The organism is Vulcanococcus sp. (assembly GCF_044369115.1).
GTDB lineage: Bacteria > Cyanobacteriota > Cyanobacteriia > PCC-6307 > Cyanobiaceae > Vulcanococcus.
Genome location: NZ_JBIPMN010000234.1, coordinates 1 through 3,037 on the forward strand (window position 1 = coordinate 1; position 3,037 = coordinate 3,037).

3 protein-coding genes are annotated in these 3,037 nt (G+C 63.4%); 2 read left to right on the forward strand and 1 reads right to left on the reverse strand.

Annotated features, from left to right (window positions below):
- Positions 1-108 precede the first annotated feature (108 nt).
- Together clpP and ACIQ2E_RS13715 are read left to right on the forward strand one after the other, a co-directional pair.
- On the forward strand, positions 109-699 hold the full coding sequence (clpP, locus tag ACIQ2E_RS13710; RefSeq protein ID WP_010308873.1) for an ATP-dependent Clp endopeptidase proteolytic subunit ClpP: 591 nt from the start codon (positions 109-111) through the stop codon (positions 697-699).
- Positions 700-708: 9 nt separating this feature from the next.
- A complete protein-coding gene (locus tag ACIQ2E_RS13715; RefSeq protein WP_398331671.1) occupies positions 709-885 on the forward strand; it encodes a DUF2256 domain-containing protein in 177 nt (58 codons plus the stop codon).
- Here ACIQ2E_RS13715 and ftsH read toward each other — a convergent pair.
- Positions 876-2,819 carry an ATP-dependent zinc metalloprotease FtsH gene (gene ftsH / locus ACIQ2E_RS13720; RefSeq protein ID WP_398331674.1) on the reverse strand — a complete coding sequence of 648 codons (1,944 nt, stop codon included), beginning with the start codon at positions 2,817-2,819 and terminating at the stop codon, positions 876-878. The genes ACIQ2E_RS13715 and ftsH overlap by 10 nt on opposite strands.
- Positions 2,820-3,037 lie beyond the last annotated feature (218 nt).

Consider the following 3,037-nt stretch of genomic DNA (forward strand, 5'->3'; position numbering starts at 1 on the left):
CACGCCCACGTTCTCATCGATCAACGTGCTGGGACCCTAGCTCGCGAGGATCGCTGAACTCGGCTGAAGCTCAGTAGGATCCCGCCAGCTGCTGAGCCGCCTGTGTCGATGATCCCGATCGTGATCGAAGAGTCGGGCCGGGGCGAGCGCGCGTTCGATATCTATTCCCGACTGCTGCGCGAGCGGATCATCTTCTTGGGTGAGCCTGTCACCTCGGAATCGGCCAATCGGATCGTGGCCCAGCTCTTGTTCCTGGAAGCTGAGGATCCCGAGAAGGACATCTACCTCTACATCAATTCTCCCGGGGGGTCCGTGTACGACGGCCTGGGCATTTTCGACACGATGCAGCACATCAAGCCCGATGTTCACACCGTGTGTGTGGGTCTGGCTGCCTCGATGGGTGCCTTTCTGCTCTGCGCCGGTGCCAAGGGCAAGCGCAGCAGCCTCACGCACTCGCGGATCATGATCCACCAGCCCCTCGGTGGTGCCCGCGGTCAAGCCAGCGATATCAGGATCCAGGCCGACGAAATCCTCTACCTCAAAAAGAAACTCAACCAGGAGCTTGCTGACCGCACCGGTCAGCCCCTCAGCCGCATCGAGGAGGACACCGATCGCGACTTCTTCATGTCTCCCGCTGAGGCTGCGGAGTATGGACTGATCGACAAGGTGATCGACAAACGCCCTGTACGCGCGGTCTGATTCAGGGTTGTGGGCCGTAGGCGAGGCGCTTCTGGGGAGAAACCGGGTGGCAAAGGTTTGCCACCCAGCCTGCGTCCCACCAAAACCTGCCCGGCCTGCGGCAGACCTTTCGCCTGGCGCAAGAAATGGGAAGCGGTGTGGGAGCAGGTGATCTATTGCTCCGACCGCTGCCGCAATCAGCGTTGAGCCTCTGCAGCTAGGTCGGCTTCGCTGAGGAAGGGTGAGAAGCGCTCCTTCTCGGGGATGGCTGTGAACTCGCTGACAAGGGCGCGGAATTCATCACCATCGAGACTTTCTTTCTCGATCAGCACTTCCACCACGCGGTCCATGCAGGCGCGGTTTTGGGCCACGAGCTTCACTGTTTCCTCGTAGCAGTTCTGCACGATCTGGCGGACCGCCAAGTCGACGCGGGCGGCGGTTGCATCGGAGCCGTCGCTGCGGGTCATCAGGTCGCGGCCAAGGAATACCTCTTGGTTACCGGCTTCGAGAGACAGCTGACCCACTTCGCTCATGCCGAAACGGGTCACCATCTGGCGAGCGATCGAAGCCACCTGTTGGATATCGCCGCCTGCACCGGTGGTGACTTCGGCGTGGCCGAACACCACATCCTCAGCGGCACGGCCGCCCAGGGCTCCCATGATCCGGGCGCGCAGCTGGGCGCGGCTCACCAGCATCTGCTCCTCGTCAGGGGAGAACCAGGTGAGGCCCTGGGCCTGGCCGCGGGGGATCAGGGTGACCTTCTGCACCGGGTCGTGGGCCTTGACCAGGGTTCCCACCAGGGCATGGCCCACTTCGTGATAAGCGATCAGGCGCTTGCTGCGGCCATCGGTGAGGGGCTTGCCCTCCATGCCGGCGATGATCCGGTCTACGGCGTCGTCGATCTCAGCCAGGCTGGTGGCTTCCTTGCGGCGCCGTGCGGTGAGGATTGCGGCTTCGTTGAGCAGGTTGGCGAGGTCTGCGCCGGAAAAGCCGGGGGTGCGGCGGGCGATGGCCTCGAGGCTCACGTCGTCGGCGAGCTTCTTGTCGCGGGAGTGCACTTTGAGCACGGAGAGGCGGCCCTTGATGTCGGGCACGTCCACTTGCACCTGACGGTCGAAACGACCGGGACGCAGCAGCGCCGAATCGAGCACATCGGCCCGGTTGGTGGCCGCAATGATGATGATGCCGCTGTTGCCCTCAAAGCCGTCCATCTCGGTGAGGAGCTGGTTGAGGGTCTGCTCGCGCTCGTCGTTGCCGCCGCCCACACCGGCGCCGCGTTGACGACCCACTGCATCGATTTCGTCGATGAAGATCAGGCAGGGGCTGTTTTCCTTGGCGCGCTTGAACAGATCGCGCACGCGGCTAGCGCCAACGCCCACGAACATCTCCACAAACTCCGAACCGGAGAGGGAGAAGAAGGGCACGCCGGCTTCGCCGGCAATCGCTTTGGCAAGCAGGGTTTTACCGGTGCCGGGAGGGCCCACCAGCAGAACGCCTTTCGGGATCTTGGCGCCCACGGAGGTGAAGCGCTCTGGCGTCTTGAGGAAGGTGACCACTTCCTGGAGGTCTTGCTTGGCCTCTTCCACACCGGCAACGTCGTCAAACTTGACGCCGGTTTCGGCTTCCATCAGGAAGCGGGCCTTGGTTTTGCCGAACTGCATCGCCTGGCCGGGGCCACCTGGCATGCCGTTTCCGCGGCGGGCCAGGAACACCAGCACACCGATCAGCAGTAGCGGGAAGAGCAGGTTGCCCAGCAGGCCCAGGGCAGGAGGCGCCTGGCGGGGCGGATGGATGTCGAAGCTGATGCCCTGCTCTTTGAGGTTGTTCACCAGCTCGGGAGCCAGGCCGGGCAGATCAACGCGCAGGCGCTGCACGCGGTTGTCGAGGTCGGGATCAACGGCTTCAACAACAGCGGTGCGGCCGCCATCAAAGATGTCGACGGCTGTCACCCGGCCGGCGTCCACATAGTCGAGGAACCGGCCATAGCTCATGCGGGCCACGGCGGCATTGCTCGGGGCCACGGTGGGGCCGTTGGGAGCGTTGAGGCGGCTGGCGCTATTGCCGAGCACCTGCCAACCGAGGAAGAGGGCCACCCCAATCGGCAGCACCCAGAGGGCAATCGTGCGCCAGCGCTGATTCATGGCCGCCTCAGAAACAGGTGGAGATGTTTAACAAGTGTAAAGCGGCTCCTGCCTGGATCGGGATTTTCGGCCCGAAATGCCTCTCATTCAGGAGGCTTTCTGCCAATCCATCTGCATGGCCGGCGCTTCGACGACCGGAGGTGCTACCGCTTCTGTTTCGGCATGGCCTGCAGCCGCTGCCTCCAGGCCCGATCGATCAACACAGAGATCCTCAACCG

Coding starts and splice junctions, on each gene's coding strand:
- clpP (WP_010308873.1), top strand. CDS start 109: ATGATCCCGATCGTGATCGAAGAGTCGGGCCGGGGCGAGCGCGCGTTC.
- ftsH (WP_398331674.1), bottom strand. CDS start 2,819: ATGAATCAGCGCTGGCGCACGATTGCCCTCTGGGTGCTGCCGATTGGG.